Origin of the sequence: Salinigranum sp. (assembly GCF_041641895.1) — an archaeon.
Taxonomy (GTDB): domain Archaea; phylum Halobacteriota; class Halobacteria; order Halobacteriales; family Haloferacaceae; genus Salinigranum.
Window position 1 is genome coordinate 13,719 of the sequence record NZ_JBEPXO010000014.1, and the last position, 26,050, is coordinate 39,768.

The 26,050-nt window shown below is 69.3% G+C and carries 26 protein-coding genes; 11 read left to right on the forward strand and 15 right to left on the reverse strand.

What is annotated here, in order from left to right; all coding sequences use genetic code 11:
* Positions 1–6 precede the first annotated feature (6 nt).
* Together ACESK5_RS04685 and ACESK5_RS04690 are read right to left on the reverse strand one after the other, a co-directional pair.
* Positions 7–513: a hypothetical protein gene (locus ACESK5_RS04685; RefSeq protein WP_372910388.1), complete on the reverse strand. Its 507-nt coding sequence runs from the start codon at positions 511–513 to the stop codon at positions 7–9.
* 120 nt (positions 514–633) lie between these two features.
* Positions 634–792, reverse strand: a complete 159-nt coding sequence (locus ACESK5_RS04690) for a hypothetical protein (RefSeq protein WP_372910389.1) — start codon at positions 790–792, stop codon at positions 634–636.
* A 92-nt stretch (positions 793–884) separates the two neighbouring features.
* Here ACESK5_RS04690 and ACESK5_RS04695 point away from each other — a divergent pair, with 92 nt between their 5' ends.
* On the forward strand, positions 885–1,967 hold the full coding sequence (locus ACESK5_RS04695) for a geranylgeranyl reductase family protein (protein WP_372910390.1): 1,083 nt from the start codon (positions 885–887) through the stop codon (positions 1,965–1,967).
* 12 nt (positions 1,968–1,979) lie between these two features.
* Here the strand turns inward: ACESK5_RS04695 and ACESK5_RS04700 are convergent, their stop codons facing one another.
* Together ACESK5_RS04700 and ACESK5_RS04705 are read right to left on the reverse strand one after the other, a co-directional pair.
* Positions 1,980–3,098 carry an aminomethyltransferase family protein gene (locus tag ACESK5_RS04700; protein WP_372910391.1) on the reverse strand — a complete coding sequence of 373 codons (1,119 nt, stop codon included), beginning with the start codon at positions 3,096–3,098 and terminating at the stop codon, positions 1,980–1,982.
* A gap of 62 nt (positions 3,099–3,160) precedes the next feature.
* On the reverse strand, positions 3,161–3,460 hold the full coding sequence (locus ACESK5_RS04705) for a DUF6432 family protein (protein ID WP_372910392.1): 300 nt from the start codon (positions 3,458–3,460) through the stop codon (positions 3,161–3,163).
* 129 nt (positions 3,461–3,589) lie between these two features.
* Between ACESK5_RS04705 and ACESK5_RS04710 the strand changes: the two genes are divergently transcribed.
* The 4 genes from ACESK5_RS04710 to ACESK5_RS04725 all read left to right on the forward strand — a co-directional run bounded on the left by ACESK5_RS04710 (position 3,590) and on the right by ACESK5_RS04725 (position 6,950).
* Complete coding sequence (locus ACESK5_RS04710) at positions 3,590–4,774, forward strand: hypothetical protein (RefSeq protein WP_372910393.1); 1,185 nt, start codon at positions 3,590–3,592, stop codon at positions 4,772–4,774.
* A gap of 54 nt (positions 4,775–4,828) precedes the next feature.
* The gene (locus ACESK5_RS04715; protein WP_372910394.1) at positions 4,829–5,212 is read left to right on the forward strand and encodes a DUF5611 family protein; all 384 of its coding nucleotides are present in this window, start codon (positions 4,829–4,831) and stop codon (positions 5,210–5,212) included.
* Between the two features lie 102 nt (positions 5,213–5,314).
* Positions 5,315–5,773 (forward strand): universal stress protein, encoded by a 459-nt coding sequence (locus tag ACESK5_RS04720; protein WP_372910395.1) that lies wholly within the window; start codon positions 5,315–5,317, stop codon positions 5,771–5,773.
* A 205-nt stretch (positions 5,774–5,978) separates the two neighbouring features.
* Positions 5,979–6,950: an ROK family protein gene (locus ACESK5_RS04725; protein ID WP_372910396.1), complete on the forward strand. Its 972-nt coding sequence runs from the start codon at positions 5,979–5,981 to the stop codon at positions 6,948–6,950.
* A gap of 119 nt (positions 6,951–7,069) precedes the next feature.
* Here ACESK5_RS04725 and ACESK5_RS04730 read toward each other — a convergent pair whose 3' ends face one another.
* Positions 7,070–7,345 carry a hypothetical protein gene (locus ACESK5_RS04730; protein ID WP_372910397.1) on the reverse strand — a complete coding sequence of 92 codons (276 nt, stop codon included), beginning with the start codon at positions 7,343–7,345 and terminating at the stop codon, positions 7,070–7,072.
* Positions 7,346–7,566: 221 nt separating this feature from the next.
* On the opposite strand from ACESK5_RS04730, the gene ACESK5_RS04735 reads away from it, so the two are divergent.
* The 3 genes from ACESK5_RS04735 to ACESK5_RS04745 all read left to right on the forward strand — a co-directional run bounded on the left by ACESK5_RS04735 (position 7,567) and on the right by ACESK5_RS04745 (position 10,072).
* Positions 7,567–9,057 (forward strand): LVIVD repeat-containing protein, encoded by a 1,491-nt coding sequence (locus ACESK5_RS04735; RefSeq protein ID WP_372910398.1) that lies wholly within the window; start codon positions 7,567–7,569, stop codon positions 9,055–9,057.
* A gap of 121 nt (positions 9,058–9,178) precedes the next feature.
* The gene (locus ACESK5_RS04740) at positions 9,179–9,505 is read left to right on the forward strand and encodes a NifU family protein (RefSeq protein WP_372910399.1); all 327 of its coding nucleotides are present in this window, start codon (positions 9,179–9,181) and stop codon (positions 9,503–9,505) included.
* A 42-nt stretch (positions 9,506–9,547) separates the two neighbouring features.
* Entirely contained in the window at positions 9,548–10,072 is a 525-nt protein-coding gene (locus ACESK5_RS04745; RefSeq protein ID WP_372910400.1) for a hypothetical protein, read from the forward strand.
* 135 nt (positions 10,073–10,207) lie between these two features.
* Here ACESK5_RS04745 and ACESK5_RS04750 read toward each other — a convergent pair whose 3' ends face one another.
* Together ACESK5_RS04750 and ACESK5_RS04755 are read right to left on the reverse strand one after the other, a co-directional pair.
* Positions 10,208–11,605 (reverse strand): DUF402 domain-containing protein, encoded by a 1,398-nt coding sequence (locus ACESK5_RS04750; protein WP_372910401.1) that lies wholly within the window; start codon positions 11,603–11,605, stop codon positions 10,208–10,210.
* Complete coding sequence (locus ACESK5_RS04755; protein WP_372910402.1) at positions 11,602–11,976, reverse strand: hypothetical protein; 375 nt, start codon at positions 11,974–11,976, stop codon at positions 11,602–11,604. The genes ACESK5_RS04750 and ACESK5_RS04755 overlap by 4 nt, the downstream gene beginning before the upstream one ends.
* Before the next feature lie 128 nt (positions 11,977–12,104).
* On the opposite strand from ACESK5_RS04755, the gene ACESK5_RS04760 reads away from it, so the two are divergent.
* Complete coding sequence (locus ACESK5_RS04760; protein WP_372910403.1) at positions 12,105–13,115, forward strand: PrsW family intramembrane metalloprotease; 1,011 nt, start codon at positions 12,105–12,107, stop codon at positions 13,113–13,115.
* A gap of 24 nt (positions 13,116–13,139) precedes the next feature.
* On the opposite strand, the gene ACESK5_RS04765 is transcribed toward ACESK5_RS04760, so the two are convergent.
* A complete protein-coding gene (locus tag ACESK5_RS04765; RefSeq protein ID WP_372910404.1) occupies positions 13,140–13,748 on the reverse strand; it encodes a riboflavin synthase in 609 nt (202 codons plus the stop codon).
* Between the two features lie 593 nt (positions 13,749–14,341).
* Between ACESK5_RS04765 and ACESK5_RS04770 the strand changes: the two genes are divergently transcribed.
* Positions 14,342–15,004 carry a DUF502 domain-containing protein gene (locus ACESK5_RS04770; protein WP_372910405.1) on the forward strand — a complete coding sequence of 221 codons (663 nt, stop codon included), beginning with the start codon at positions 14,342–14,344 and terminating at the stop codon, positions 15,002–15,004.
* 38 nt (positions 15,005–15,042) lie between these two features.
* On the opposite strand, the gene ACESK5_RS04775 is transcribed toward ACESK5_RS04770, so the two are convergent.
* Positions 15,043–16,869: an SLC13 family permease gene (locus ACESK5_RS04775; protein ID WP_372910429.1), complete on the reverse strand. Its 1,827-nt coding sequence runs from the start codon at positions 16,867–16,869 to the stop codon at positions 15,043–15,045.
* A 104-nt stretch (positions 16,870–16,973) separates the two neighbouring features.
* Here ACESK5_RS04775 and ACESK5_RS04780 point away from each other — a divergent pair, with 104 nt between their 5' ends.
* The gene (locus tag ACESK5_RS04780; protein ID WP_372910406.1) at positions 16,974–17,219 is read left to right on the forward strand and encodes a hypothetical protein; all 246 of its coding nucleotides are present in this window, start codon (positions 16,974–16,976) and stop codon (positions 17,217–17,219) included.
* Between the two features lie 33 nt (positions 17,220–17,252).
* On the opposite strand, the gene ACESK5_RS04785 is transcribed toward ACESK5_RS04780, so the two are convergent.
* The 6 genes from ACESK5_RS04785 to ACESK5_RS04810 all read right to left on the reverse strand — a co-directional run bounded on the left by ACESK5_RS04785 (position 17,253) and on the right by ACESK5_RS04810 (position 25,925).
* Positions 17,253–18,428 carry a Xaa-Pro aminopeptidase gene (locus ACESK5_RS04785; protein ID WP_372910407.1) on the reverse strand — a complete coding sequence of 392 codons (1,176 nt, stop codon included), beginning with the start codon at positions 18,426–18,428 and terminating at the stop codon, positions 17,253–17,255.
* Between the two features lie 6 nt (positions 18,429–18,434).
* Positions 18,435–20,276: a UvrD-helicase domain-containing protein gene (locus ACESK5_RS04790; protein ID WP_372910408.1), complete on the reverse strand. Its 1,842-nt coding sequence runs from the start codon at positions 20,274–20,276 to the stop codon at positions 18,435–18,437.
* Positions 20,277–20,415: 139 nt separating this feature from the next.
* Positions 20,416–20,601: an HVO_0416 family zinc finger protein gene (locus ACESK5_RS04795; protein ID WP_372910409.1), complete on the reverse strand. Its 186-nt coding sequence runs from the start codon at positions 20,599–20,601 to the stop codon at positions 20,416–20,418.
* A gap of 133 nt (positions 20,602–20,734) precedes the next feature.
* On the reverse strand, positions 20,735–22,261 hold the full coding sequence (locus ACESK5_RS04800; RefSeq protein WP_372910410.1) for a carboxypeptidase M32: 1,527 nt from the start codon (positions 22,259–22,261) through the stop codon (positions 20,735–20,737).
* Between the two features lie 58 nt (positions 22,262–22,319).
* The gene (locus tag ACESK5_RS04805) at positions 22,320–23,396 is read right to left on the reverse strand and encodes a M20 family metallopeptidase (RefSeq protein WP_372910411.1); all 1,077 of its coding nucleotides are present in this window, start codon (positions 23,394–23,396) and stop codon (positions 22,320–22,322) included.
* Positions 23,397–23,459: 63 nt separating this feature from the next.
* Positions 23,460–25,925, reverse strand: a complete 2,466-nt coding sequence (locus tag ACESK5_RS04810) for a PAS domain S-box protein (protein ID WP_372910412.1) — start codon at positions 25,923–25,925, stop codon at positions 23,460–23,462.
* Between the last annotated feature and the right edge of the window lie 125 nt (positions 25,926–26,050).

A 26,050-nucleotide genomic window follows, 5' to 3' on the forward strand; every position in this document is an offset into this window, starting at 1 on the left:
CGGGTCTCAGTCGTCCCCGCCGACGAGCGGTCGCGGGGAAGCGAGTCCCGACCACCGGCGCACGGCGTACTCGACCCCGCCGAACGCGACGACGACAGGCAGGACGACGAGCCAGACGACGAGGTAGAACGGGGTGGCGCTGTCGACTGGCGCGGTGAAGAGGTCGGTCCGGACGGCGTTACCGGTGAGGAACGCCACGGTGAGCGTCGGCGTGACGAGAAGGAGGCGAAGCAGCAGGAGCGTCGGCACGGCGCCGAGGACGACTCTCCCGGCCGCGCCCCACACGAGCCACGCCCCGAGGGCGTCGACGACGGCCTCGTACTGGTCGCGGACGACCCACAGCACGAGGGCGGCGTGTCCGACGCCGACGACGGCAGCCCCGAGGAGTGCCTGTCGGGAGCACCGCATCACGGTCACCCGTGGGTTCCGGACGGCGTACTCGGTGACGCCGATGACACCGCTGCCGACGGCGAGCATGGAGACGGCGATTCCTATCCGGGGCAACGAGTCCATCGCGGGCGGCACGACGAACGGGAGGAGCGCGAGGCCACCGGCCGCGTCGCCGACGGCGAGGCGCAGGCGGCGGTCGGTACCGAGGACGACTCCCGCCCCGAGCGTCGCCAGCGGGAGGAGCTACAGGAGGCAGAGTGCGACGAGGGCGGCGAACGTGTCGTCTCCGAGGCCCGTGATCCCGAACGGGAAGAGGTAGCACGCGTACGCGACCGGGAGGAGGACCGCCGCGACGAGGGAGCGGTGAGTGGTGTCGAGTGAGCGGCTGCCGACGGGGACCATGGCCGACCGCTCGGCGGGCGCGGCGAAAACCGTTCGGTCCGAACCGGTCGGTTCGAGAAGATATTTACTCGCGCTCCCGGTAGGGTGAGTCGATGTACGACTTCGTCGTAGTGGGAGTCGGCCCTGCCGGTGCCCGGTTCGCGCGCCGAGCCGCCGCGGCCGGCTACGACGTCCTCGCGCTAGAGAAGGGGGAGGTGGGGACACCGCTGGCGTGTTCCGGGCACGTCTCGACCGACATCTGGGACTTCCTCCCCGAGGCGGCGCGGGACGAACTGTTCCAGAACCGCATCTACGGCGCGGACTTCCACGTCGGCGGCCCACGGACGGGCGCGCGTCGGTTCTACAAACGCGAGGAAATATCGAACGTCATCGACCGCGTCCAGCTGGACCGGACGCTCGCTGACCTCGCACGCGAGGCCGGCGCGGACGTCCGCGAACGCCACACGGTGACCGGCGTCGACGAGCGGTCCGACAGAGTGGTCCTCACGGTCAAACACGACGGGACCACCGACAAGGTCGACGCGAAGATGGTCGCCGGCTGTGACGGCCCCGTCTCGCGGGTCCGCCGGGCGCTGGACCTGCCCGAACCGGGCGAGACGCTCCACGGCGTGCTCGCGTTCTCCGACGAGGTGGACCACGGCGACTACGTCGACGTCCACCTGACCGTCCCGCGCTTCTTCGCGTGGCGCATCCCGCGCGGCGAGGCGGGCGTCGAGTACGGCCTCGCGGCACCGCCGGGCGCGTCGGTCAACGAGATGTTCGACGTACTCACCCGGGAGTACGACGTCGACACCGACCACTTCTGCTCGGGGGCCATCCCCATCGGTCCGCCGGAGACGGTGACGACGGACCGCGCCTTCCTCGTCGGCGACGCCGCCGCCCAGACCAAGCCGTTCACCGGCGGCGGCATCCTCTACGGCATGACCGCCGCAGACCACGCCGTCCGAACCATCGACCCCGACGCCCCGGAGACGCTGGCCGACTACGAGGCCGCGTGGCGGGCGGACCTCGCTCGCGAGATTAGTCTCGGTCACTGGGTCCGCCGGTGTTACTCGCTGCCGGAACCGGTCCAGCGACTGGGACTGCGGGCGCTCTCGGGCGAAATCGGCGTCCACATGGACCGGCCCACGTCGCTGTTCTCGAAGCGCGGGCTGAAGAAACTCGTCGGGCGGTAACCCGCCCCGTTCTCACGCCTCCTCGGCCGGTTCGGGGTACTGTGGCAGCCGCCCCGACCGAACCCCACCGTCGACGAACGGCAGTTCCGCGAGGGCGGCGTCGACCTCCCGCTCGTCGACCCGCACGTCGACACCGACGCCGTCCGCCACGCGCTCGGGGAGGTCGTAGTCGACGAACGCCAGCGCGACGGGCCGGTCGAGGAGCGGGCTCTCGACGGCGCGGGTCACCTCGCCGACCGCCTCGTCGCCCGCGAACACCGCCGCGCCCGACTCGGGCAGCGCGTCCGGGAGCAGGCCAACGAGTCGCTGGCTCGGCTGCCCCCGGTTCTCCACCTTCGAGACGACCTCCTGACCGACGTAACAGCCCTTGTCGAAATCGAGGGCGGAACGGACACCCACGACGTTCGGGATGCGTCCTTCGAGTTCGGACGCGAACAGCGGCGTCCCCGCCTCGGTCGTGAGCGTGTCCCACGTCCGGTAACCGACGGGGATGGCGGCGTTCCCGCGGGTGAGGAGCGTGTCGAACAGCTCTTCGGCCTGGTCGGCCGGGCAGACCACCTCGTACCCCTCCTCGCCGGTGGGCGCGTCGGTGGCGACGACGGTGACACCGACGTCGGCCATCGACCCGCGCACGAACGAGAACGGTTCCTCGGGCGCGCCGGCGTGGTTCAGGACGGACGCGATTTTCTCCGTCGAGCGCTGGCCGTGGACGCCGAAGACGCCGAAGTCGGCCGAGGCGTCGCGCAACTGGACGTCCTGGATGAACACCTTCTCGCGCCAGTCAGCCAGGAGCGGTTCGAGGCGGGCGGGTGGCGTGAAACACAGCAGGCGCTCGCCCGCGTTGTAGACGAACAGTTCGGTCTCGATGCGCCCCTGCGGGTCGAGCAGGAGCGCGTAGCAGCCCTCCTCCTCGGCGTCCGGGACGCGGTTCGAGACGGCGTTGTCGACGAAGTCGACGCGGTCGTCGCCCTCGACGACGAGGACGCCGTACCCCATCTCGATGACGCCGACGCCGTTTCGCACCGCCCGGTGGGTGCGTTCGGGGCGGCCGTAGTGGTCGACGACGTCGACCCCGCCGCGCTCGGTGAAGACGGCACCGTGTGCCTCGTGCAGGTCGCCTACGAGCGTCATACCGACCGGGAGGGACCCGGCGGGGAAAACGGTACGGCCTTCGGGGCCGGTTCGCCGCGGCGTCAGAACCCGAGTCGGTCGCGTATCCTGTCCAGCAGGGTCCCCTCGTCCTCGGGCGCCTCGCCGGGATCGGGCACGACGCGGTCCGCGGGCATGATGCGAACCCGGTCGTCCTCGCCCTCGACGGTGATGAGCGAGTCCGACTTGAGCCGGTCGAGCGCCTCGCCGATGGCGTCGATGTCGGCGTCGACGACAGCCCGCAGTTCGTAGACGGTCATGCCCTCCGAGGCCCGGTCGACGAGGGCGTCGAGGATGGCGACGTCGATGTCCTTTCGCTTCCGGAACTCCCGCCGCGCTCTCATACGTGTTGCATCGGGCGCGGATGGTTTATACTGTTGTGGCTCCCGGCGCTCACCCCGCGTGAGTGAGTCAGACGGCCGTCTGACGTCGGGGGTAGTTTTTTGCTGTCGACTCGGAAACAGTGTGGCATAATGGGTCTCAGGTGCCTGCTCGGACACGACTTCGGCCCGTCGGGTGTCGTCCGCGAGCACGAGGAGGATGGGAGCGAGATGGTGGTGACCGAACGCGAGATTCGACGCTGCCGACGGTGCGGCGAGGAACAGGTGCTCTCCGAGAGCACGGAGGTCAGAGCCATCCGCATGGAGGACGAGGTTCGCTCGGACCGACGCGACGCCGACGCCGTCGCCCCCGCGAGCAGTACGCAGGGTGCCGACGTCGGCGACGAGTCGCCGCTGAACGCCGAGGCGGCCGCGTCGCCGGCCAGCGAAGGCATCGAGTCGGAGTCGGCGTCGGCGCCGGACGCGGCGGCGCTGCGTAACGCCGCCGAGTCGGTGAGTGACCCCGGTGAGCGCGGCGTGGCGACGACGGCCGAGACGGCCCCCGACGTCGGCCCGGCAGCCGAGGACGCGTCGGACGACTCGGACACGTCGCTCATCGAGCGCGCGGAGGCCGGGTTCGACGAACCACCAGACGACGCTACGCCCGAGGAGGAGGACGCGGTCATCCTCGACGACGACACGACGACCAAGCGCGAGTACGGCGCGTGGCCCGACGACGACACCGTCGGAGCGGACGACGCCGGTGCGCCGACCGGTCCCGACAGCGCCGCTGACGGCCCGGACGCGGACGCCACCGAGGCCGACGACGCCGACGACCCCCGGTCGCTCGCCGAACGGGCCGCCGAGGAGGACGCCGAACTGATGGGTGGCGGGAGCGACTCCGACGCCGACGCCGAGCGAGAGCGGGCGGACGCGTCGTCGACGGCCGGGGCGTCGGGTCCGGACTCGGAGACCGGGTGGCCCGCTCACGAGAGCGACGACGAGGGGTTCTCGGCGGGGACGGCGACGTCCGGCGGGCCGGCCATGGCCTACGGCAACGAACTCACGCCGCAGTCGACGAACGGACACAGTCGCCGCGGCAGTGAGAACGACGACGCCTACGAGACGTCCTACCTCGACAACACCGTCGAGCAACGCGAGGGCGACGGCACCATCGTCAGCGCGACTGACAACACCACCCCGCGCCCGCGTCCCGGCGTCGAGACGGAGTACTACTGTCCGAACTGTGGGCACACCCGCCCGCTCGACTCGTCGCTCAGGACGGGCGACATCTGCCCCGAGTGCCAGCAGGGGTACATCGCCGAGCGGGAGCAGTGACCGTCCCAGCGGAGTGACGAAACAGGTAAACCGTCCCCTATCAAACGACGCAGCATGAAAGAGTACAAGATGCGACGGGGCCAGACGCTCGAGGAGAACGCCCCTGACCTCAAAGCGACTGTCGAACGGTACTTCGGTCCCGTCACGGGCACCGAGGAGTGGAACGGGCACGAACTGTACGTCGTCGACGAACCGGACAACCCGGTGTTCAAGCGCATCGTCGCCGGTGCGGCGACGTACAGCGGCAAGAAGGACCAGCTCGCCGTCCACTTCGAGGAGCACGAGGCGGCCGCGATTCTGGAGAAGGGTCTCGAGGACCACGCACAGGACGCCGTCTCCGCGAAGAACGAGTTCCTGCTTGAGGTGACGGGCCGCGACGCGAAGTCCCGCCGCGACTCGATGAAGCGCGCCGTCGAGGACGACGCCCCGGACTACTGACCCGGCCCGCTGCCGGGGATGGCGTCGGGCCCCGACGTCTTCACCCGGCACCGAGTGAACGGCCGTGATTTAAGTCGACACCGGGAGAAGGTCCTCCAGACCATGAGCCTCGACACCATCGTGCTCGCTGTCGGCCCGAACGACGCGGACCGCTACGAACGACTCGCCGAGGAGACCATCGACATCGGTGCGGCCGCGGACGCTCACGTCGTTCTCGCCCACGTGTTCACCGACGACGAGTACGCGGAGGCGCTCGACCGACTGGAACTGGACCCGACTGCCGAGGGGGCGACGCCCGGTGGGGTCGCCCGCCGACACACGACCACGCGCGAACTCGGGAAACTGCTCGAGGACGCCGGCATGGAGTACGAGGTGCGCGGCGGCGTCGGCGACCACGGGAAGGAAATCGTCGCCATCGCCAAGGAGACCGACGCCGACCTCGTCATTGTCGGTGGCCGGAGGCGCTCGCCCGCCGGCAAGGCTGTCTTCGGAAGCACAGCCCAAGAGGTGATGCTCGAGTCGCCCTGTCCGGTGACGTTCGTCCGCGCGGACACGAAGTGACGACGGGCGGTCGACGATGCGACGACGGGCGGTATGACGGCGGCCGATGCGAGACGCTGTCGGCGTCACGGGTCGTCCACTCGCCTCCGAACAGACGCGTCAGCGTCCGTCCGGGCGACGGCCGGGGCGGCCCGGCATCCCCGCTCCGTCGCGTCGATACGCGGAACCACCCTGATTAAGTGGTCGGCGCGTTCCACTGTGGACAATGACGTACTACGTCGGTGTCGACCTGGGGGCGACGAACGTCAGGGCGGTCGTCGCGGACGCCGAGGGGACCATCATCGGGAGCAGTAAACGCGCCACGCCGCGTGGCCCGACGGGCATCGCCGTCACCGAGGCTGTTCTCGAAGTCACCCGTGCCGCCTGCGACGCTGCCGGTATCGACCCCGAAGCGGCCGTCGCGGCAGGCATCGGTTCCATCGGCCCGCTGGACCTCGCCGAGGGCGCCGTCGAGAACCCGGCGAACCTCCCCGACACCATCGACCGCATCCCGCTCACCGGCCCACTGTCGGTTCTGCTCGACACCGACCGCGTCTTCCTGCACAACGACACGAACGCCGGCGTCATCGGCGAGCGCTTCCACTCCGAGCGCAACCCCGACGACGTCGTCTACATCACCATCTCGACCGGCATCGGGGCCGGCGTCTGTATCGACGGCCACGTCCTCTCGGGGTGGGACGGCAACGCCGGCGAGGTCGGTCACATGACGGTCGACCCGCACGGCTTCATGACGTGTGGCTGTGGCCACGACGGCCACTGGGAGGGCTACTGCTCGGGCAAGAACATCCCGCGCTACGCGTACGAACTGTACCAGGAGGACGCGAACGTCGGGACGGACCTCCCCGTCGACGACCCCGACTTCTCCGCCGTCGACGTCTTCGAACACGCCGGCGACGACGAGTTCGCCGACTACGTCGTCGACCAGCTCTGCCACTGGAACGCGATGGGCGTCGCCAACGTCATCCACGCGTACGCGCCCATCGTCATCTACATCGGCGGCGCCGTGGCGCTCCGGAACCCCGAACTGGTCGTCGAGCCGATTCGCGAGCGCGTCGACGACATGGTGATGGTCAACGTCCCCGACATCCAGCTCACTTCTCTGGGTGACGAGGTGGTAGTGAAGGGGGCCGTCGCGAGCGCGATGACCGGAGGCACGGGTGACCGAGCCAGACTGTAGGTCTGGCGGTGTCGCCCGTGTCTTCGCAAGACGGACCGGCGATCGGGCGTGACTCTGAAGTCGCGTCGACGTCGGCCGTGCCTCCGTGGTGACCCGACCGTCCGTTCAGCGGGTGTCGGTCAGGAGTGGTTCCACTCGCACTCGACACAGTCGGTGATGCCGTGGACGTTGACCGTCGCGGCGGCACACCGCGGACAGGCCGTCACCGTGCCACCGTCGGTCACGACGGTCTCGGCCTCTCGGCGCCGCGTCCGACTCCCCGACCGACCGTCCGGGGCGGTCGGGTGACAGTCATGGCAGAGCCACCGGCTCACCCGGTGCGTCACCGCGACTCCGTACTCACGGTGTCTCAGCGCGCGTTCGACGCCGTCGCCACAGCGTTCACACTCGAACATGATTATCTGTCGGTCGTCACGGTATCACTAATATCTTCTCACATATGTGTGGTTGCGAATTCGGTACTCTCCGTATGTCCTTATATCATTCAGGGTGAGGGTAGAGCGTCAACTTCCACTCCCGTGGGCAGCGGGTCGTCGTGTCGGTGGCTGACCGTCGGTCCCCGTGTGCCGAACTGCGGCCACGGACGGTTTATCCGCCTCCAGTTCCAACGAGATTCATGCGCAGGCGTAGCGTCCTCCGCGGTGCCGCGGCGCTCGCCGGGGTGTCGACGCTCGCGCTCCCCGCGGGCGCACACGAGGGTGGCGGCGGCGAGGGGACGGTCTCTGGCGGGGGGAGCGACCGGTACGGCCCACTGGGACACGTCGACGTCCCCGGGGCACTGGAAGCCGTCGTCGGCGACGGGAACGTGGTGTACGTCGCGACCGGAGACGGCTACGCCAGCGTCGACGTCTCCGACCCCACCGCCCCGGCGGTGCTGGCGCGGCGGACCGGCCTCCGGAGTGAGTCCGAGGACGGCCCCCTCGTGAACGTTCAGGACGTGACGGTCGACGGCGACACGCTGGTAGTGGCGGGACCGGCCCACCCTGGGCGGAGCGCCCTCTCGGGGTTCGTCGTCGTCGACGTCGCCGACCCCGCCCGACCGGTCGAGCGGGGCTTCTTCGAGACCGACTACCCCATCCACAACTGCGACGTCGTCGACGGCCGGGCCTACCTCACCGGCAACGACGGCGCTCGCAACCCACTCGTCGTCGTCGACGTCGCCGACCCGAGCGACCCCACGGAACTCGGACGGTGGTCGCTCCTCGACACCGACGACCGGTGGGAGGGCGTGACGGCGAATCGACGCACGCTCCACGACGTGACGGTCCACGGCGACGTCGCCGTCTGTGCCCTGTGGGACGCAGGGACCTGGCTGGTCGACGTCGCCGACCCGACGGCGATGACGGCGCTGGGGAGCGTCGAGTCGCCCGCCCCCGACCGGCTTCACGGGGGGCACAGGCCGGCCGCCACACCTCCGGGCAACCACCACTACGCGACGCTGGCGGACGACCTGCTCGCCGTCGGGAAGGAGACGTTCGGCGTCCCCGTCGACGAGGACGGCGACGGCCGCACGGACCGGGTCGTCGGCGGGCCGAGCGGCGTCGACCTGTGGAACGTCTCGGACCTCGCGGCCCCCGAGCGACTGTCGACGGTCCACCCGCCCGTCAGCGACGACCCCACCTTCGGGGGGACGTGGACGACGGCGCACAACCTCGACCTCCGGGACGGGACGCTCTACACGTCGTGGTACCAGGGCGGGGTGAAACGACACGACGTCTCCGCCCCGCGTTCCCCCACCGAGGAGTCGTGGTGGCTCGCGCCCGACGAGACGAGCTTCTGGACGGCGCGGGCCGTCTCGACGGGAGCAGCGGGGTTCTTCGTCGCATCGAGCCGCGGCGTCGACGACGTTCCCGGCCGACTCTACACCTTCCCCGACCGACCGGGCCAGGGACCGTCGACGGCCGCGCTCCGGTCGAAGACCGGGACGGACGACGCGACGACGGGTCCCGCGTCGACACGAACAGGGGCGTCGGAGGCGACGAGCGCGAGCGCAGACGACGACGTCGCATCGGAGTCGACCGTCTCCGCGCCCGGGTTCGGCACCGGCGCAGGACTGACGGCGCTCGGCGTGAGCGTCTGGTGGCTGCGACGACGCGGACGCGACTGAGTTCGATGCTCGAGGGACCGCCGACGGGTCCGGGGCCCGCGCCGTGGCCGTCGCCGGCCGACTATCACGATTTATTCGCGAAACCGTAACCTACCCATAGCTGGGCGCACAAGGTGAACCAATGAGCGACGAACCGTTGAAAGAGCGCATCGAGACGTGGATGGTCGGACAGATGCCGATCATCCAGATGCACGGGGGAGAGAGCGTCGTCCGCGAGGCGAACCCCGAGACGGGGGAGGTCGTCGTCGAACTCGGCGGGACGTGCTCACACTGTGGTATCAGCAACATCACGGCCCAGAACATCAAGGCCGACCTCATCCGCGACTTCGAGGAGGTGCAGGACGTCGTCGTCCGCGTTCCCGACACGGGCGAGATGACCTCCGACACGGTGGAGGGCGGCCGCGGTGGCGAACTCCAGTTCTCGACCGAAGGCTCTGACCACTTCTGACCGAACGCGGCGTTTTTGACTCCACGGAGCGAGCGTGAGCGCGTGTCCGCCAGTCGAATCGTGCTCCCCGTCGGCCTCCTCGGCCTGTGTCTCCTCGCGGCCTGTCTCGCGGTCCCTGTCGACGACGGCCCCGCCCGCGACCGGACCGCCAGCTACAGCGTGTCGAACGCCGCCGACGGAACGTTCCTCGTCACGGTCAGCTTCGCGTCAACCGTCGACGGGTTCGAAGTCGCCTTCTCCAACGACTCGACGAGACGGTATCCGGACGCGTCCTCGCTCGATGAGGTCCCACGCTCGGTGGTCTCGCGGGCGACGCGCGTCGTTCCACTCGGTGACGACGTGCAGACGTTCTCGCACCGTCTCGGTCCCGGCGAGGGCGTCGGCAACACGGTCGAGTCGCTCTCTCGCGGGGCTGTCACTGTCTACACCGTCGCAACGCTGGACGGCGCCGAACCGATGCGGGCGAGCGGCGTCGACACCTGCGGTTCCAGTGCGACCGAGTCGACGCTCGACCTCCGAATCTCCTCGGACGGGTCTATCGACGCCGCGCTCACCTGTCGAGACTAGGTTCATGTATGACCCCGCAGCCAGTACCCCCCGTGACCTGACTGCCTGCCACGGGGCGCCCTGTGGGTGTGCGGCACGCCGTCCCGTGTGTTCGTCTCCGTGTCGCCTGTCCGCCGTCCTGCCCTCGCGGTCCGACTACAGCGCGTTCTCGAGACTCGACGCGACGCTCCGTGCCTTCGTCGCCAGCTCCTCGCTCAGTTCGCCCGTCTCGACGGCGTCGTCGAGTTCGTCGTCGTCGACGCGTTCCACCGTCCCGTCGGCGCGTTTGACGACGTCGACGTGGAGGTCGACGTAGCGCACGACGTCGGGGAAACATTCGACTGGCGTGCAGACGTTGACGTACGTCCCCTTCAGCGCCCCGTCCCGACTGCGGTAGACCGTCGGGTACCACCAGCGCCCCTCGCGGAACTTCGTGAGCGCGACGTCGCCCCGGTCTTGGTCGACGCCGAGGGCGTCGTAGGTGCCGCTCCCGCCCATCTCACGACGGACGGCCAGCGTCCCGTCCGCACCGTGCTCGACAACTTCGCCGCGGCCGAGGGTGATGAGCCGTCCGTCGGGCTTCCCGTGCCCGATGCTGACGATGTCGCCCTCGACGGGGCCGAACTGCCGGGTGACGACGCCGAAGGGGAACTCGCCTTCGGGCGCACAGAGCGCCTCCGCGAAGTCGACGCCGGCGCTCGCCGCCTCGGACCCCGCCTTGATTCGGTGGTGGCCCGGCATCGTCGTCACCACCGCCCGCCGGTAGTCGTCGAGCGCGAAGCGCGATTCCCGTCCGAACCACACCCACGCCGTCGCCGCCGGTTCGGCGCGCCTCCCCGGTTCCCCGACTGGTTCGTCCCGCACGGACTCTAAGTCGGCGGCGTGGTCGACGGCCTCGTCGAGCGCCGCTCGCAGTGTCTCCATGTCGGCGTCCGTGGCGGCGTGGCGCCACCGGATCCCCCACCCCTCCGGCACGTCGACGCCGAGGAGGTCGGTCATGCCGGCGAGTTCGCGCCCCGCAGCGTCGTCGCGCGTGTCGACGGTGACGCCGCTCTTCCCGGCGACGAGCGTCGCCAGTCCGCCCGTCGCCTCCAGCGCCGTCCCCAGTTCGGCGCGGCCGCCGTCCCACGGCGGCCGATCGGCACGGACCTGCACCCGGAGGTCGTCACCCTCCTCGACGTGTGTGTCGGCGGCGTCGTAGGGCAGGTAGCCCTCGCTCTCGCCGAGGTCGCAGACGGCCCCGCCGCCGAGCGTCTCGACGACGCGGGCGTCGAAGACGGCTCCCGTCGGCGTGGGAGAGCGCCACGTCAGCGTGTCGATCGCGACCCGAAGTTCGTCGACGAGGGTCGCGACTTCGCCGGGGGTACCCGCGACACCGACGCCCTGCCGGTCGTCGGTCGTCTCCACCGTCACGTCGTGGTCGGCGTCGTCGAACTCCGCGTCGAACCGGCGACGGATGGGGGGCGACGCCTGAACGACGTCGTGGCCCGCCGCCAGGAGGACGCGCGTGAGCGCCGTCGCGTAGATACCTCTGACGCGAACGCGGGCCGTCATAGCTGCTCGCGGTCCCGGACGAACCGGACGCGGTCGTTGACGGTCCCGCCGAGGGAGAGTTCGACCTTCTGGTCGGTGAGCGGTCGCCCACCCTCGACGGGGACGCCCCACGAGTCGAACCGCAGGTAGCCGCGGATGTCTCCCCCGTGGGTGTAGAGGTCGACGTACTCGACGGCGTGCTCCTGGACGTCGTCGGCGCTGTGTGCCATCTCCATGTCGGAGTAGACGGTGTCGACGCCGTCGAAGAAGGTTCCGAGCGTCTCCGCGTCCCGTTCGACGGCCTCGACGACGGCCTTCGAGACGGCCCGGACGTCCGACTGCGAGAGCCCTGCGTCGCGGAGCGCCTCCTGTGTCCGCTGGTCGAAGTGCATATCTGGTGGTGTGTCTCGGGGGTCTTCAACGCTTCAGAACGCTTCACTCTCCTCACGTGTCTCCGGGGGTAGATACGTCAGCACCCCTCGGTGGCAAGACATTAACCGCCCCGGCGACAGTTACAACCATGAGTGACCGCGTTGACCCCGTCGAGTCCGCGTCGGACGACGGTGTCGACCTCTACGACGTGTCGACGTGGGAGGAACGGACGTCTCTGGACGGGCTCGCCGTCGCAATCTACCGCCTCATCGTCGGCACCGCACGGGTCGCGGTCGTCCTCGCCGCCTTCCTCATCCTCCTGGCTATCGGCGGGTTGGCCGCGCTCACCGACCTGCAGGTCGGCCTCCTCACGCTCCTCTCTGCGGTCCCCGCGCTGGGGCTCGCAGCGTACGTCTACTACAGCGACGTCACGACGAGCGAACCCCTCTCGCTGCTGGTCGCCACCTTCCTCCTCGGCGTCCTCACGGCCAACTTCGCGGCCGTCCTCAACTCCCTGGCGCAACCGGCGTTCCAGACGCTCGGGTTCGTCGGCTCCGTCGCCTTCTTCTTCCTCATCGTCGGCCCGGTCGAAGAGACGGTCAAACTGCTGGCGGTTCGCCTCCACGCGTACCGCCGTGACGAGTTCGACGCCGTCGTCGACGGCGCCGTCTACGGGGCGATGGCCGGCCTCGGCTTCGCCACCATCGAGAACTCGCTGTACATCACCCAGAACCTCGGCACGGCGGCCGACATGGACCTCGGTCTCGGACTCATCGGCATGGGCGGCGGCATCACCGCGGTCCGAGCGCTCGCCGGACCGGGACACGTCATCTACTCGGCCATCGCGGGCTACTATCTCGGTTTGGCGAAGTTCAACCGCGAGAACGCCGGTCCCATCGTCATCAAGGGCCTCATCCTCGCGTCGCTCGTCCACGCTACCTACAACTCCACCGTCGGCATCGGGTCGGGCCTCATCACGGCGGTGACCGGTCTCCCGCCGCTCGCGGCGTTCTTCGCGTACGTCGTCCTCTTCGACGGCGTCTTCGGGCTCTACCTCCTCGGGAAGATCAAACGCTACCGCGACGCGTACCGTCGTGCGCACGCCGAGGACACGGCCCACGAGAGCACGTTCCGGTCGGAACCGACCGAGTTCGAGTAGTGTGGCGCCGCGCGGGAGACGGCCTCAGACCCGTTCGTCGACGCCCGCCAGATAGCCTTCGAGCATCGACTCGACGTACTTCGCGACGACGTCCACCTCGACGTGGATCGGGTCGCCCGGTTCCTTCTCCGACAGCGACGTCAGTTCGTACGTCGTCGGAATGATGGCGACGGCGAACGTCTCCTCGTCGCGTGCGGCGACGGTCAGCGAGATGCCGTCGAGGGCCACCGACCCCTTCGAGACGACGTACTGTCCGACCTCGGGCGGGAGCGAGAAGGTGTAGCGCCAGTCCTTGCCGACGCGCTCGACGTCCGCCACGACGGCCGTCGTGTCGACGTGTCCCTGCACCAGGTGGCCGTCGAACCGTCCGTCGGCGGCAAGCGCCCGTTCGAGGTTGACGACGTCGCCCGCCTCGACCGCACCGAGGTACGTCTTCTCGACCGTCTCGCTGGCGAGGAACACCTCGAACCACTCCTCGGTGAAGCGCTCGACGGTGAGACAGACGCCGCTGACGCTGATCGACTGGCCGTGGTGGAGCGCCTCGAAGCCGTGGTCGATACGGAGCCGACGGCCGTCCTCGGTCGCCATCACCGCCCGTATCTCGCCCGTGTCCTCGACGATTCCGGTGAACATAGTCGGGCTTGGGAGTGGTTTCGTATACGGGTTTCTCTCTGTCCGTGCAGTGTCGGTGCGTGGGCACTCGAGAGCTACGCACGGTCGGGAGGACGGTGACGAGGAGACCTCACGACCGGAAAGACCGCACGATACACGGGCGCGGTGGACCCACGTCCTCCCCAGCCGACTCCTTCGCTCACTGTGTTCGCTCCGTCGTCCCTCGCGCGCTGCCGGCGCGACAGACAGTCGCGCCAGCACGCGCCCCCGCACCGTCGCTGTCGGCGCGCGACGAACGAGCGAACGCAGAGAGCGAGTGAGCGCGCGAGGGCCCGCTCGCGCCTCCGTGCGCGTGCGACCGGCTGGGGAGTCTTCGTGCACGAACGAAGTGAGTGAACGAACGGCTCGAAGCGGCTCCGCCGCTTCGGTGGGTGAGGCTGCGGTCACCGCGTCCGTGTCCCCCGCGGCCTCCCTGTTCGCGCCGCTCCGTCGCCGCTGACTCCGCCCACTGTTCTGTCGACTCCCGGTCCCGCACGCACCACCGGAACACACGCGCTCCACTTCCAGCCGCAGGTGTGCCGTACGCTTTTACCGTCCCCCACGCGACGGTCTGTATGTCTCTGGCCACGCGACTGCGGAACAGCTTCATCACCGGGCTCTTCCTCGTCGCGCCGCTCGCGGTGACGCTGTTCGTCCTCCAGTTCGCGTTCGAGTGGGTCACGACGACCATCCGCCCCGTCGTCCGGCAGGTCCAGCCCTTTCTCGCGACGACGCTCGACTACTCGGGTGACCTCGTCCTCGTCTCGCAGGTGCTCTCCGCGCTGCTCATCGCCATCGCCATCACGTTCGCGGGCTATCTGGCCTCGAAGAGTCTCGGTCAGCGCCTCTTCGGCGGCTTCGAGCGCGGCATCCGGCTCATCCCGCTCGTCCGGACCATCTACTTCGGCGTCCGGCAGGTGTCGGAGTCGCTCACCGAGTCCACCGAGAGCTACGACCGGGTCGTCCTCGTCGAGTACCCCCGCGAGCGACACTGGATGCTCGGCTTCGTCACGAGCGAGAGCCCACGGAGCGTCAGCCGGACCACCGACGAGGACCTGCTGACCGTCTTCATCCCCCACAGCCCCAACCCGACGGTCGGCAAACTGATGATGGTCCCCGAGGACGAACTGTGGGAACTCGACATGAGCGTCCGACGGGGCTTTCGCATCATCGTCACGACCGGGTTGAGCGCCGAGGACATGGAGGACGACCTCCCGGCGGGCGTCATCGCCGACTGAGACCGAGTCGACCGCCCCGCACCGTCGACTCCCCCCGACTACAGCCCCCACAGCGCGACGATGCCGAGCGTGGTCACGACGGTCAGAAGCGCCTGCAGGGGCGCACCCACCCGGACGTAGTCGGTGAACCGGTAGCCACCGGGTCCGTACACCATGAGGTTCGTCTGGTACCCCACCGGCGTCATGAACGCCGTCGAGGCCGCGAACGTGACCGCGAGGACGAACGCGAACGGCTCCGCGCCGATGCGCCCCGCGGTGTCGACGGCGACGGGGAGGAGGAGCACGACGCTCGCGACGGGCGTCACGACGTTCGCGAGGAGCCCAGTCAGGACGTAGAACGCCGCCAGCATCCCGATGGCGGGGACGACCGACGAGAGCGAGACGACGCCCGACGCGATGACTGCCACGCCGCCGGTCTCCTGCATCGCCAGTCCCAGCGGGATGACGCCCGCCAGGAGGAAGACGACGTTCCAGTTGACGGCGTCGTAGGCGTCCGACGGCGTGAGCACGCCCGTGACGACCATCGCGACGATGCCGCCGAGCGCCGCGATGACGATGGGCACCACGCCGAGCGCCGCCAGGAGGACGACGCCGCCGACGATGCCGAGTGCTGGGAGCGTCGTCGGCTCGAGTTCCCGTCCCCGCACGCGGTCGACGAGATCCGGAATCTCGCCGGTGACGACGAACTCGTGCGTCTCCAGCAGGTAGTCGACAGTTTCGTCGGTCGTCTGCAGGAGGAGCGAGTCGCCGGCCTCGATGACGTGGTCTCCGAACTGTTCGCGGACGAGGTCCCCGTTCCGGCGGCGGACCGCGATGACGGTCGCGTCGTACCGCTCTCGCACCCGGGCATCCCCGATGGTGTCCCCGACGATGGACGACTTCGGGGGGACGGCGATTTCGACGAGCGTCCCCTCCGTCGGGTTGTCGAGTTCGTCGTCGCCGACTGTCGCTCGCGGGAGATACCGCAGGTCGGCGACGTCACAGAAGCGCTGAATCTCGTCGGGTGCCCCGCGGACGGTGAGGATGTCGCGGGCGTTCAACTCCCGGTCGGAGTCGGTCGCGATGAAGTGCTCGTCGCCGCGGACGACGTCGAGGATGTCGACGTCGAGGTCGCGGGCGGCGTCGTTCACGACGTCGGCGGCCGGGACGCCGACGAGCGGCGAGCGTGTGGGGACGAGCACCCGTGCGAGGTACGCGTCGACCTCGTACTGGGTGGTCCTGTCGCCCGGCGTCACCCGAGCCGGCGTGAGCGCCTTCCCCACCGTCAGGAGGTACGCGCTCCCGACGACGAGGACGACGACGCCGAGGCCGGTGAACTCGAACATGCCGAACGGGTGGTCGATGAGCGACGCCGAGAGGTCGCTGGCGACGAGGTTCGTCGCCGTGCCGATGAGCGTGAGCGTCCCGCCGAGCATCGACGCGTACGAGAGCGGCAGGAGGAGCTTCGACGGCGAGACGCCCGCCTCCTCGGCGAGGTCGGTTACCATCGGGATGAACACCGCGACGACCGGCGTGTTGTTGACGACGCCCGCGATGGGACCCGTGAGGCCGACGACCGCCGCGAGGAGGCGGTTCTCGTTCCCCCGGGTGACGTGGGCCACCTCCGCGCCGAGCCGTCGGACGAGTCCCGTCTCCTCGATGCCCTTCGAGAGGACGTACATCGCCAGGATGGTCACCGTCGCTGCGTTCGAGAAGCCCGACAGCCCCTCCTCGGGCGAGATGCCGGTCCACGGCCCGAGCACGACGAGCGTGACGACGAGCCCGATGGCGACGATGTCGGGCGAGACCATCTCGGTGACGAACAGTACCACCGTGGCGAGGATGATTCCGAACACCAGCGCCGTCTCGGTCGGCAGCCCGAGAATCATATGCCACCCACCGAGCGGTTCGGGCTTAGCTGTTCGCCCCAGTCTCGTCTTCGGAGACGAGAGACGGCGCGTTTTTACTGCCCGCTCACCAATCTCTCGGCATGTCCCTGGGCATCACCGACTCGATCCAGCTGGCGGCGAGCCTCGTCTTCGCCATCCCGCTCGGTATCTTCGGCATCGACACGCTCCTCCGCGGGGACACATTCCTCGGCGGCGTCGCCGTCGTCGTCGCCGTACTCATGGTCGTCCTCCCCCGGATGCTCACGACGCCGGCCGACATCCCCGCGGCGGCCGCCGAGAAGGCCGTCGGCAAGGCCGTCAAGATGCCCGACGACGAGGACGACTGAGGCGAGTCGAGTCGAGTCGGCTCGAGTCCAGTCCTACCGGCGCGACGCCGAGTCGAGCGCCCGCGACGGCGACAACGACCCCGGGAGCGAGACGACCCGCTCGACGCCGTCGTCCAGACAGAGCGTCTCGACGTGGCGCACGACGTCCGTCCGCCGTCCGTCGCTCGCCGTCTCGTCGCCGTCCCGGGTGACGCTCGCCGCGACCACTACTACCTGTCCCGGCCGGAGTTCGTCCCCCTCTCGCGGCCGCTCGCGCACGGCCTGCCCGACTCCGCCCACGGACACCGACGGCCGCTCGAAGCCGTACGCCGTCACCTCCGCTCGGACCTCGCTCGCGACGTCGCCCACCGCGACCGACTCGCCGTCGAGCGCGGCGGCGAGTCGCCCGCGCCCGGCGCGGTGGGCCGCGTCGAGCGCCAGTTGCGCCCGGCGGTCCCACCCGCCGTCGCCGTCGACGACGAGGGTCCACGCCGCCCGAAGCCGTCCCCCGCTCGGCCCCACCGGACAGCACTCCACGACGACCGGTCGACCGGCGGCGAGCGTCTCCTCCCCTCCGCTCCGGACGCGAACGCCCGGCGACTCGACACCCTCGCCCGCGAGGGTGGCGCTCACCGAACGGGCGAGTCGCCCGGCAGTCAGCGGCGAGTCGGCGTCGTGGAGCACACCGTCCCCGACGTCGGCCGTGGCGAGGCGCTCGACGGCCGTGTCGAACCCGCGCGTGGTGGCCGTTCCGAGCGTCCGGACGGCGTCACGCTCGGCAGGCGTCTTCACCGCCCGCGCGTCGCCGAGGGCCGTCGTCGAGGCCAGGTCGTACCCCGCGCGTTCGAGAAAGAGCGCGGCGTCGTGGCGGACCGCACGCGGCGTGAGCACGGTCCCGTCGCCGGGCGACCCGACGAGTTCGTCGAGGATGTCCACCACCGATCCGGCCGGGTCGTCGACGGACCGGACGTCACCGGGCGCCTGCGCTCCTCCGCGGCCGACGGACACGCTGTCGCTGCCGCGTTCGGCCAGCCTGACCGCCGCACCGCTCGTCACGACGACGGCGTCGCTCTCGAGATAGCTGCAGTTGGCGTCGCTCCCCGCGTGGACGAACGCGACGGCGTCGTCGTCCCGGAGTCGCTGGCGGACGACGTCGACCCCGCGTTCGAGGCGACTCGCGAGGACCCGGCGGGGGGCGAACCCGAGGTCCGTGGGTCGGCCGGCGGACACAGCGCGCTACGGCTCCGGCGCGACCGGCTCCTGTGCCGCGTCGAGCAACTGCTCGAGTTCCTCCTCGCGGAGTTCGTTGTGCAGGAGGACGCTCACGGGGAGGGTGGGCGCGCCGTCGACGAGGTTCTCGAGGATGACGAGCCGCTCGCGGGCACGGGACATCCCGACGTAGAAGACGCGGCGTTCGTTGTCGGTCAGGATGGGGACGGGGCTCGTCGTCGAGGTGAACCCCTCGATACCGTGTGCCGCCAGCTCCTCGTCGGACACCGAGGCGGCCATCTGCTCAACCACCTTCTCCGTGAGGTCGGTCGAGACGAAGACGTGGTCGGCCTCGCGACCCTTCGCGGAGTGGATGGTGCCCAGTCGGACGTGGTCGGGGTCCATCCCCTGGTACGGTCCCTCGAAGTACGCCGCGATGGACTTGCGCTGGAAGCTGGTCACCTTGCGGACCATGTCGGACGCCGAGGCCCCGTCGGGGACGAACGGGGTGACGGCCCGCACCTCGTCGGCCGGGATGGTGAACGCCGCGAGGTCGTCGGTGCCGGCGGCCTCCTCGTGTTCGTCGATGACGTCGTACAGGTCGTCGCGTTCGTTCGAGCCGAATGCCGACTCCTGGAGCATGTCGGCCAGCCGTCGCGCTTCGAGTCCTGTGACGGGGTCGTCGTCGACCAGCTTCTCGACGGCTCGGACGTAGTCGGTGAGCCGGTCGGTCCACATCCGCTGGTCCGTCAGCGTCGAGAAGGGCATCCCCAGCGGGAGGAACTCGTCGATGAACTGGAACATCTGGTAGCGCGCTCTGAACAGCACCATCACGGTCCCCTCGTCCTGCTCGACGGTGTAGCGGACGTTCCGGGCGAGGTCGAGCATCGAGGGGTTGTGGACGCCCTCGACTCTGCCACCCTCCTTGCGCGGCTTGAGGTCCTTCTCCTGACGCTTCTCGATGTGGCGAATCTCCCGGTTGACGACGTTGAGAATCTTCGAGGGGAGTCGGTACGAGTTCGGGAGGATGACGTCCTCGTCGCGGGGCGTGTCGAGCAGGAGGTCCGGGTCCGCCCCCTGCCAGGCGTAGACGACCTGGTCATCGTCGCCGGCGATGAGGACCTTCTTCATGTGGGGCTTCCACTCCTCGTAGACGTCGTACTGGAGCGTGGTGATGTCCTGGAACTCGTCGATGACGAGGTAGTCGACGTGGGGGACGAGCGAGCGCTGCTTCACCCGCTCGAGCATGTCGGCGAAGCCGACGAGGCCGTTGTCACCCTTGTACTTCCGCCAGCCACGGATGGCTTCGGGGATGTCGACCCGGTCGTCGCTCGACGGCCACGTCGGGGTGTACTTGTTCCCCTCCTGGGCGTTAGGGTCGATATCGGGGGGGAGACGGACCTCCTCGACGTTCCACTGGAAGGGGACGTCGTACCAGTCGGCGACGTCCCGTCTGGTGCGCTGGAGCCACTGCGAGGTGGCGATGATCTTGTTCCCGAGCGTCGTCGAGCGGGCGGTTCGGCGGCCGCCGCTCTTGTACTCGTCCTCGTACTCGATGCCGTACTCCTCACAGAACTCCTGTTTGTCCTTCTCGCCGACGACGTCGCCACGCGAGAGGTTCAACAGTTCGTACGCCTTCGCGTGCATCGTGGAGACGTTGCCCTTCAGCGCCCGTGGGTTCGTGTCGAGCCGCTCCGCGAGCCGTTCGCGTATCTCTGCTGCGGCCGCACGCGTGTACGAGACGACGAGCACGTCGGTGACCTCGATATCGTCGTCCTCGAGGAGACCCTCGACGCGGTCGAGGAGGGCCGTCGTCTTCCCGCTCCCCGGCCCACCGAACAACCGGGTCACGGTCGGTGATTCGCTCATTATCCCCGTTCACGCCCCGCTGGTTCATAAACGACGTGCCTCGTCGCGCGGCCCTGCACGGCGGCGAGACGACCCCGTGGGTGGTCGGGTGTCGACGCCGAACGGAGCAGGTGAGGCCGCGGTACCGCGTCGTGCCGGGTCAGGTACTCGGGTTCCACCCGCAGACCGAACATCGGCTCGCGGAGGTGTCGTGGAGCCCACCACACTCCGGGCACTGAAGCTTGTTATACGACTGGTCCCAGCGTACCGGTGTCGTCTCGTGTCCGCGGTCCGAGAGGAACTGGTCGAACACTTCGTCTTCGAAGTCGCTGGGTTCGGCTGCCATACGGGTCGTGGTAGGTCGTCACATTACTTATGTCTACTGTTACCATGGCATACTTTACCACGAACGTACAGTTTCCGTGAGACTCTCCAGGCGTATCAGGTCGGCGGGGAGAACTGACCGGCGGCCGCGCGACTCAGGCGCTGTCGAGGTCGTACAGCGCGCCGTACTTCTCGGTGACGTAGTCGGTGAAGGCGTCCGCGGAGAAGTCCTCGCCGGTGGCCTCACGGACCAGGTCGTTCGTCTCGTACCGCTGGCCGTGACAGTGGACGTTCTCCCGGAGCCACGTCTTCAGCGTGTCGAACTCCCCCTCGCGGGTCAGTTCGTCGACGTCGCCGAGGTCGTCCTCGGCCGCCGCGAACAGTTGGGCGGCCATCGCGCTGCCGAGCGAGTACGTCGGGAAGTAGCCGAACGACCCGTGCGACCAGTGGATGTCCTGCAGACAGCCCTCCGCGTCCGTCTCGGGTCGGAAGCCGAGATACTCCTCCATCTTGTCGTTCCACACCGCGGGCACCTCGTCGACGTCCAGTTCGCCCGCGATGAGCGCGCGTTCGATTTCGAACCGGAGGACGATGTGGAGGTGGTAGGTGAGTTCGTCCGCCTCCACGCGGATGGGGTTGTCCTCGTACACCTGGTTCACGGACTCGTACGCCTCGCGGGTCGTCACCTCTTCGAGCGCGGGGAAGTGCTCGGCCATCGTCGGCAGGAACCGCTCCCAGAACGCCTCCGTCCGGCCGACGTGGTTCTCCCACAGCCGTGACTGTGACTCGTGGACCGACAGCCCCCGGTGTTCGCCCAGCGGCGTCGCGTACTCCTCGTCGGGCAGGCCGAGGTTGTACGTCGCGTGCCCGAACTCGTGGATGGTCGCGGTGAGCGCGTCGATGGGGTCTTCTTCCTTGAACCGGGTCGTCACCCGGGCGTCGAACTGCGTCCCCGTCGAGAAGGGGTGCGAGGAGGTGTCGAGTCGTCCTCGCTCCCACGGGTAGCCGAGCATCGTGAGCGCCTCCCGGGCCACCTCCTCCTGCACCTCGGTGTCGAACGTCCCCGCGAAGGCGTCGGTCGTGATGGGCGTCTCCGACGCCCGAATCTCGTCGATCATCGGGACGAGCGTCTCCCGAATCTCCGTCAGAATCTCCTCGGCACGTTCGAGCGAGAGACACGGTTCGTAGTCGGCGAACAGCACCTCGTAGGCGTCGGCGTCGGGGTCGACGTACTCCGCGTACTGCCGCTTGAGGTCGACGAGTTCCTCGACGTGCGGGGCGAACTGCGACCAGTCGTTCTCGGCTTTCGCCTGCTCCCAGATGGGCAGAGCCTCCGACGTCTTCTGAGAGATGCGTTGGACCAGGTCGGTCGGCACGCGGACGGCGCGCTCGTAGTCGCGGCGCACCTCGCGGACGACCGCCGCCTGGTCGGGCGAGAGGGTCTCCGTCTCCAGTTCGTCGAGGAGGTCACCCACCTCGTCCTCGGTGAGCAGTTCGTGCTGGAGCGCCGACAGCGTCGACAGTTGCTGGGAGCGCGCCGGCGTCCCCTCCTCGGGCATCATCACCTGCTGGTCCCACGAGAGGAGCATCGACGCCGCCTCGACGTTGTTGATGCGCTTGACCTTCGAGAGGAGTCGGTCGTACGCCCCGGGCGTCTCCTGGGTGGAGGATTCGGTCGCCATATCCCCACATAGGAGGCCGTGGCTATCAACTCCGTGCTTCCCGTACTCGGGCCGGCGCTCACCCGAACCGCTCTGCGACCTCGCGGTAGATGCGGTAGCACCGCGCCACGACCGCGAGACTCACCGACTCTCCGGCCGTGTGTGCCTCGCCCGGTTCGGCCGCGCCACAGACGACACAGGTCGTCCCGGCGTCGGCGAGCCATCCGGCGTCGGTCGCGTGCGGCTTGACGACGTGTTCCGGAGCCCCCTCCTGTGCCGTGGTGGCGGCGTCGAGGACCAGGTCGGCGAACGCCGCGTCGTCGCAGGCCATCGGCGGGAGGTCCTGGTCGACGCGCCACTCCACGCCGTCGATTTCCTCCGTGCGCGCCAGCGGCGCTCGCTCCCCCGGGACGGTCCGCTCGTCGACCGTCACTTCGCACCGTTCGGGGATGACGTTCCACGCCGTCCCGCCGTCGATTTCGGTGACGGCGACGCTCCCCCGCATCGAGTGGCCGAGCACCGCCGTCTCGGGGAACTCGATGGCGCGAACGACGTCCACCGCGTCGCAGGCGCGGTAGACGGCGTTCGTCCCCGACTCCACCTCGCTCGCGTGGGCGGCCTCGCCGTGGGCGACGAGCGTACTCCCCCGTCGCCCCTTGTGCGCGACGGCGACGTCGGTCACCCCGGGTGCGGAGTAGCCGGTCGACCCCTCGCCGACGACGGCGTAGTCGACGTGGAAGCCGTCGTCGAGGGCGGCCCGCGCGCCGACGCCGCCCCGCTCCTCGCCGACGAACGAGACGAACAGGAGTTCCGCCCCCTCGACCTCGGCGTCCCGAAACGCACACATCGACGCCGCGACGGCACCCTTCATGTCCGCCGTCCCGCGGCCGTACAGCCGTCCGTCGCGTTCCTCGACGACGTACCCGTCGTCGTCCACCTGTCCGTCGGCGGGCGGGACGACGTCGTGGTGACCGACGAACGCGAGCGAGGTGTCTCCGCTTCCGCGCCGGGCGACGACGTTTCCTGCTTCGTCCCGCCGTACCTGTGCGTCGGTCTCCGCGCGGAGCCACTGCTCGACGGCGTCGCCCGCCTCGGTCTCGTCCTCGTGGCTCGGAATCGACACCAGGTCGTGGATGAGTTCGCCCAGTTCGTCCATACCCTCTCTCCTCGGGGGGCGGTGAAAACCCCTCGGCCGATGTCCGACGCCTGACGCCGGTGATTAGTCGTTCGTGCTCGGCTCGGGGTGCGGCGGTCCGCCACCCTCGACGACTGTGACGCCAGCGAACTCGAACCGGGCGCCGCCCTCGGTGCTCTCCGTCAGCCGACACTCCCAGCCGTGTGCGTCGGCGATACGTTCCACGATGCCGAGGCCCAGCCCCGTTCCCTTCCGTGCCGTGCTGTGCCCGAACTCGAAGACAGCGTCGCGCTTCTCGGGCGGGATACCCGGCCCGTCGTCGGCGACGAAGAACCCGGCCTCGTCTCCGAGCGGCCCGAGGCGAACTCTGGCCGTCGCGTCGTCGTCCGGGCGTCCGCCGCTCCTGTCGGCGTGTGTTGCGGTGTCGCCGCTCGCGGCTTCCGACCGGCCCTCCGTCGCTCCGCGGTCCACGCTGTCACCGGCCCCTGACCGGTTGCTCGTCGAACCGTGCTCGACGCTGTTCCGAAACAGGTTCTCTAGCAGTCGTTGGAGACGGACGCGGTCGGCGAGGAACCGGAGGTCGCCGACCACCTCGATGGACTCGTCGTCCCCCTGCCAGCACGACCTGGCCGTCCGTCGGAGGGAAACGGGACTCAGGTCCCCCTCGTCGACGCCGCGTGCCAGCGCGAGCACGTCGTCGATGAGACGGTCCATCCGTTCGAGAGCCGCCTCGGCCCGGTCGAGACTGGCGTCCGTGGCCGCGTCGTCGGTCCGGGCGAGTTCGACGTTCCCTCTGGCGATGTTGAGCGGGTTGCGGAGGTCGTGGCTCACGAGAGAGGCGAACTCGTCGAGTCGGGCGTTCTGCCGCTCGAGTTCCCGTTTCGCCTTCCGTCGTTCCGTACTGTCGCGGATGACGCAGACGAACCGGCCGTCGTCGAGCGGACTCAGCGACAGTTCCTGCGGGAACAGGCTCCCGTCGGCCCGCCGTCCCACAGCCTCGCCCTGCCACGACTCGCCCGCGGCGAGCAGCGGCATGGCCTCCTGTTCGAGTCGCTCGGCCTCGTCGTCGTCGTACAGCGTCCGCCAGTTCTCGCCGACCAGGTCGGCGGCGTCGCGGCCGTAGATTCGTCCGTGTGCCTCGTTGACGTAGTGGTAGACCCCCCGGTCGTCGAAGACGGCCATGCCGTCCATGGACGCGTCCATCGCCGCCGCCTGCGTGGCGATGGTCCGCGCCCGTCGGCGCTCGGTGACGTCGACGAACAGCGTGAGGGTCCCGACGGTCCGTCCCTCGGAATCGTAGCGAGGGACGGCCCGGAGCAACGTCTCGACCACTGAGCCGTCGCTCGCGACGAGCTGTCGCTCCTCGCGTGTGAACTCACCGTCGAGCGCGCGTTCGTACCCTCCCTCGTCGAGCAGCAGCGTCGCCGACTCCTCGGTGTACAGGTCGGCGAGGGAGCCGCCGACCACCTCGTCGTGCCCGTATCCCAGCCGGTCGAGCACACGCTGGTTACAGTCCGTGACGACAGGGTGGCCGTCCTGCTCGCTGGTGAGGACGTACATGACGGGTGCCAGCTCGAAGAGGTCCTGGTACTGGCGTTCGAGCCGTTCACGGACCGCGATTCCCTCGATGGCGTGGCCGATCGCGTCGCCGAGGTCCGCGACGAGCGCCCGCTCCGTCCCGTCGAACGCGTTCGGGTATGCGGCGTAGAGGAGCAGGACGCCGTAGACCGTCCCGTCGTGCGCCAGCGGGACGCCCGCGACGGAGTGGAATCCACGTTCGAGCGCGTCCTCGCGCCACGGTTCGAACGACGGGTCGTCGTCGACGTTCTGTGCGACGACGACCCGGTTCTCGCGGAGAGCGGTTCCGGCCGGCCCGCGACTCCGTGGTCCGTCGACGGTGACGGTAATCGCGTCGAGATAGCCGCTGTCGTCGCCGCCGATGGTCCGCGGCCTGATACGCTCCGTCTCGGGGTCCGGCTCGCCGATCCACGCGAACCGGTACGGTTCCGACCCGGCTACGCGGTCGCAGACCGCCTGCTCGACCTCGTCGCGCGACGTCGCTCCGACCAGCGCCCGCGTGACGTCCCTGACCAGTTCACTCACCCGGCGGTGGTGGGTCGCCTCGCGCTCGGCACGATACTGCGAGACGGCGTTCTCGATGCGGTTCGCGAGAATGACGTACCGCTCGCGCCCCCCGCGCTTCCGGAGGTAGTCCGTGACTCCCGCCGAAACCGCCTCGCTCGCAATCTCCTCCGACCCCTTCCCCGTGACGAGGACGAACGGTAGCCGTAACGAGCGCTCGCGGACGGCCTCGAGGAGTTCGAGCCCGTTCATCTCGGGCATGTCGTAGTCGCTGACGACGCAGTCGAAGCCTCCCGCCGTGAGGCGGTCGAGCGCCTCCACCGCTCGTTCCTCCGTCTCGACCACGAATCGGTCGTTCTCGCGGTGGAGGAACTCGGCGGCGAGGGCTGCGAAGTCGGGTTCGTCGTCCACGTAGAGCACGCTGATGGGCTCCTCCCGTGGCCCGGTGTCTCCCCCTGAGTCAGCCATCTTCGGCTGTTTTACCGTTCACTGATATATCCTTTCTCTGCCGATATTCGTCTTTGATAATACGTTCGACCGACACGATGGCCGGCACGCGAGACCCGTGGTCTGCCGAGGTTCGACCCGGCTTG